We start from the raw sequence: 4,612 nt of genomic DNA, 5'->3' as shown, positions 1-4,612 counted from the left end.
GGTGTAGGCAACCGGGGATGGACTTCGCAGGAACGACACAATTCGAATACACGTATCTTTAAACTAGTGATCTCAAAATATAGTTTTGGCTGGATAAATTAATATCACCAAAATCATTGCGAATTATTTTGTTCCAGAAATATTTGACTTCGAATTTAATGTCAAAGTTGGAGGATTGGAGATTTCGAGCTATCGAATTTGGCTCAAATATAATGGCAATGTATCTCATTATACGCTGATAGTCGCGGCGTCTTAGCAGTAATACCAAGATAAAAGCGCATCCGCCATTGGTTGACTTAATACGTGGAAGAGAAAATTTACAATATTACGATGGCTGGTGAGGGGTAACCATAAATGAAGTCAACCTGAGAGAGATCGATCTTCATTCCCTCAACCAACCGTATCCGCAATATACCGCCCCAAAGCCGCCGCAGCCCGCAGCATGTGCGCCCGCATCCGCCGCGCAGCCAGTTCCCCATCCCCCTCGGCGATGGCGGCAAGAATCTCGCCGTGCTCGTCCCGTGAGCGGCGGATCCGGTCGCCGTGGCGGAGCTGGGTCCGGCGGAAGGCGGCCAGGCGCTCGCGGATCGCCAGGGCCTGCTCGGCCATGAAGCTGTTGTGGGTCGCCGCGTAGAGCGATTCGTGGAAGGCGCGGTTGAGCCGGTCGTAGGCGTCGACGTCGCCGGCCTCCACGGCGGCGGCGGAATCCTCCTGCAGGTCCATCAGCCGGCCGCGCTCCAGCGGCGTCATCCGGTAGGTCGCGAGCCGGGCGCACATCGCCTCGATCTCCGCGGTGGTCTCGAACATGTCGGCGATGCGCTCCGGCGTCAGCCGGGCCACCACCACGCCCCGGCGCGGGCGGACCTCCACCAGCCCGGAGGCCGCCAGCTGGCGCAGGGCCTCCCGCACCGGGGTGCGCGAGGCGCCGTAGCGCTGCGCGAGGTTCTGCTCGTCGAGGGCCGTGCCGGCCGGGATCTCACCGGACGTGATCGCGTCGGTGAGCGCGTTGCGGATCCGGTCGGAGAGAAGCCCGGTGTCGATCTTCTGGAACTCGCCGTGCATCACCTGGTCCCGCGTCCCCGCGGTTGGTCAACCGACCAGAGCCCGCACCGTCAAGTAAAAGATCGAGGGGCCGACCAGGCAGCCGATCCCGGTGTGGAAGGTCGCGGTGAGCGCCCCGTAGGGCACCAGCTTCGGGTCCGTCGCCGCGAGCCCGCCCGCGACCCCGCTCACCGTCCCCATCAGGCCGCCATAGGCCATAGCCGACCGTGGGTTGTCGAGGCCGATCAGTTTCGCAACCAATGGTGTGCCGACCATCACCATCACGGCCTTGGTCACCCCGGTAGCGATGGAGAGCGCCATGACGGTGGAATCCGCCCCGATCGCCGCCCCGGTCACCGGGCCGACGATGTAGGTGATCGCCCCCGCCCCGATGGTCGTGATCGAGACCGCGTCGTGGTAGCCGAACGCCACCGCGGTGAGCGTGCCGACGAGGAACGGGATGATCGTGCCGAGCGCCAGCGCCAGCACGCCGACCAGCCCGGCCCGGCGGGCCTCGATCACGTCGACCTCGAACGCGGTGGCCACGATGGCGAAGTCGCGCAGCATCGCGCCGCCCATCAGGCCGATTCCGGCCAGCGCCGGGATGTCGGCGACGCCCTTCTTCCCGCCGGTGTAGAGCCCGCCGACATAGGCGAGCCCCAGCCCCAGCACGATCGCGATGGCCGAGCCGTGAACGCGGCCCTTCGTGAAGCGTTTGGCCGCCAGGTTGGAGACCAGGATCAGGGCGCCCACCACCGCGAAGGCCGCCACCAGGCTCTGCTCGACGAAGACGTGCTCGATGCCGTGCCAGATCCGATGTCCGAGGTCGTTGTCCATCGCGTGTTCCATGGCGCTCACCCCTGTTTCCCGGCCGGCACCGGATCGGCCTCGCCGCCGATCACGGAGCCGCCGTGCTCGACCTCCGGGCTGCCGGGATCGCGCCGGCCGATCCGGCTCAGCAGCGCCACCGCGCCGAAGCACAGGACCAGGGAGCCGGTGGCCGCGATGATCACGATCGGGCCGCCGCTCACCGCCGCGACCACGTTCTGCTGGGCCGCCATGGCGACCACGATCGGGATGTACATGCCGGCCCAGAACTCGACGCCGAACTGCACGCCCTTGGTCAGGGCGCCCCGGCGTGACAGCCAGAGCCGGGCGACGATCAGCAGGATCATGGCGATGCCGACGCCGCCGACATTGGCCTTCACCCCCAGCGCGACGCCGAGGAGATCACCGAGATACACGCCGACCAGCGTGCACGCGGCCAGGAGGGCGACACCCAGGACGATCATCGGCGTTGCCCTCCCGCGGCGGTGTATGCGGGGCGCGGCGGCGCCCGTCTCGACGCGCTCGACATAGGGCGTCTCCTTCCCGAATCAGTCGCTTGTTGCTTGCCGACCAGTATGCAAGATATTGACACTTCGGCAATCCAGTATACGAAACTGTGATGAGAACGGCTTTGAAAATGCAAGACCGCGGGTTTATCCTGCTTCTTGCATACTGAGGGAGACAGCCGGATGACCCAGTGGCGCGGCGAACGCGAGGCGCGCGACGCCCGCATCAAGGCGGGGCGCGCGCACGCCGACGGCAAGGTCGTGCCGCCGGGCGCGGTGGTCGACCTGCTGGAGGCGGTGCTGCGCCCCGGCGACCGGGTCTGCCTGGAGGGCGACAACCAGAAACAGGCGGATTGCCTGGCCCGGGGGCTGGCCGCCTGCGACCCGGACAAGGTCCACGACCTGCACATGGTCCAATCGGGCATCGTGCTGCCGGAGCATCTCGACGTGTTCGAGACCGGCATCGCCAAGCGGCTCGATTATTCCTATTCCGGCCCGCAGGGCGCCCGCATCGCCAAGATGCTCTACGGCGGCCAGATCCAGCTCGGCGCCGTGCACACCTACCTCGAGCTGTTCGCCCGGTACTTCGTGGACCTCACGCCCCACGTGGCGCTGATCGCCGGCGTCTCGGCGGACCGGGACGGCAACCTCTATACCGGCCCCAACACCGAGGACACGCCCACCGTCGTGGAGGCCACCGCCTTCAAGAACGGCGTCGTCATCGCCCAGGTCAACGAGATCGTCGACAAGGTCCCGCGGGTCGACATCCCGGGCGACCGGATCGACTTCGTGGTCGAGGCCGACACGCCGTTCTACGTCGAGCCTTTGTTCACCCGCGACCCGGCCGCGATGACCGAGACCCAGATCCTGATCGCCATGATGGCGATCAAGGGGATCTATGCCGAGTACGGCATCCGCCGGCTCAACCACGGGATCGGATTCGGGACGGCGGCGATCGAGCTGCTGTTGCCGACCTACGGTGAGAAGCTCGGCCTGAAGGGGAAGATCTGCACCCACTGGGCGCTCAACCCGCACCCGACCCTGATCCCGGCGATCGAATCCGGCTGGGTCAGCCAAGTCCACTGCTTCGGCTCGGAAGTGGGCATGGACCGCTACATCCGCGCCCGGCCGGACATCTTCTTCACCGGGGCCGACGGCTCCCTGCGCTCGAACCGCGCCTTCTGCCAGACGGCCGGCCTCTACGCCTGCGACATGTTCATCGGGGCGACGCTCCAGATCGACCTGATGGGCCATTCCTCGACGATCACGCAGTCGCGGGTGGCGGGCTTCGGCGGCGCGCCCAACATGGGTTCCGACCCGCATGGCCGCCGACACCCGTCCGATGCCTGGATGAAGGCCGGGCGCGAAGGCCAGGTCGTCGGCGACCCCGCGCTGATGCGCGGCCGCAAGCTGGTGGTGCAACTGGTCGAGACCTTCGGGGAGAAGCTGGTGCCGACCTTCGTAGAGAAGCTCGATGCCCTGGAGCTTGCCAGGAAGATCGGGCTCGAGCTGGCGCCGGTGATGATCTACGCCGACGACGTCACCCATATCGTCACCGAAGAGGGCATCGCGAACCTCCTCCTGTGCCGGGACGCCGACGAGCGGGAACAGGCGATCCGTGGGGTCGCCGGCTACACCGATGTCGGCCGCGGCCGGGACCGGGCCAAGGTCGAGGAGTTGCGCGCCCGCGGGGTGATCCGCCGGCCGGAGGATCTCGGCATCGAACCCCTCGACGCCGACCGGGCGCTGCTCGCCGCGAAGTCGATCAAGGATCTCGTGCACTGGTCGGGTGGCCTCTACGAGCCGCCGGCGAAGTTCCGGAACTGGTGAGATGACCGCGATGGGCCGGCCACTCCCATCCACATCCTCATCCTGAGCAACCGTTATGCGCACTCGGTGGCGGGACGCCATGGCGTGCCTCGGGCGAGGACGGTGTTGGCGTAGATGAGCAGCTTTCGGGCGCAGGCGATGAGGGCCTGCTTGTGGGTCTTGCCGCGGGCCTGGAGGCGGGTGCGCAGGGCGACGAGGGCGGGGTTCCAGCGGTAGGACGCCGGCAGGGCGGCGGTGTAGAGGGCGGTACGCACCCGGGCGCGACCGCCGGCGATGTGGCGCTCGCCGAACATCAGGATCGCCATGAACATGGTGACCTTGCCGCCCGGCACGATCATCACGGAGTCGGGCGAGACCTCGACGGCATGACGGCGGTGGATGTCGCGGGCCACGGCTTCGCGCAGGCC

At 66.7% G+C, this 4,612-nt stretch carries 4 protein-coding genes and 1 pseudogene; 1 reads left to right on the top strand and 4 read right to left on the bottom strand.

Annotated features, from left to right (window positions below):
- Window positions 1–390: 390 nt before the first annotated feature.
- The 3 genes from FV228_RS20890 to madL are packed head-to-tail and all read right to left on the bottom strand — an operon-like array spanning window position 391 to window position 2,333.
- Window positions 391–1,062, bottom strand: coding sequence for a GntR family transcriptional regulator (locus tag FV228_RS20890; RefSeq protein ID WP_147856369.1), 672 nt, complete (start codon window positions 1,060–1,062; stop codon window positions 391–393).
- A 27-nt stretch (window positions 1,063–1,089) separates the two neighbouring features.
- Window positions 1,090–1,854, bottom strand: coding sequence for a malonate transporter subunit MadM (gene madM / locus FV228_RS20885; RefSeq protein ID WP_147856370.1), 765 nt, complete (start codon window positions 1,852–1,854; stop codon window positions 1,090–1,092).
- A 41-nt stretch (window positions 1,855–1,895) separates the two neighbouring features.
- A complete protein-coding gene (madL, locus tag FV228_RS20880; RefSeq protein ID WP_147856368.1) occupies window positions 1,896–2,333 on the bottom strand; it encodes a malonate transporter subunit MadL in 438 nt (145 codons plus the stop codon).
- Between the two features lie 225 nt (window positions 2,334–2,558).
- Here madL and mdcA point away from each other — a divergent pair, with 225 nt between their 5' ends.
- Window positions 2,559–4,205 carry a malonate decarboxylase subunit alpha gene (gene mdcA / locus FV228_RS20875; RefSeq protein WP_147856367.1) on the top strand — a complete coding sequence of 549 codons (1,647 nt, stop codon included), beginning with the start codon at window positions 2,559–2,561 and terminating at the stop codon, window positions 4,203–4,205.
- Between the two features lie 281 nt (window positions 4,206–4,486).
- Here mdcA and FV228_RS34910 read toward each other — a convergent pair.
- Window positions 4,487–4,612, bottom strand: a pseudogene (locus tag FV228_RS34910) (pyridoxal phosphate-dependent aminotransferase); the annotation flags it as partial.

Source organism: Methylobacterium sp. WL18, from assembly GCF_008040015.1.
Taxonomy (GTDB): domain Bacteria; phylum Pseudomonadota; class Alphaproteobacteria; order Rhizobiales; family Beijerinckiaceae; genus Methylobacterium; species Methylobacterium mesophilicum.
Note: the sequence above shows the minus strand (reverse complement) of the source record. Positions and strands in the feature narration are given on the sequence as shown.

Bases quoted from the DNA above. Each gene is read 5' to 3' on its own strand.
- mdcA (WP_147856367.1), top strand. From the start codon at position 2,559: ATGACCCAGTGGCGCGGCGAACGCGAGGCGCGCGACGCCCGCATCAAG.
- madL (WP_147856368.1), bottom strand. From the start codon at position 2,333: ATGATCGTCCTGGGTGTCGCCCTCCTGGCCGCGTGCACGCTGGTCGGC.
- FV228_RS20890 (WP_147856369.1), bottom strand. From the start codon at position 1,062: ATGCACGGCGAGTTCCAGAAGATCGACACCGGGCTTCTCTCCGACCGG.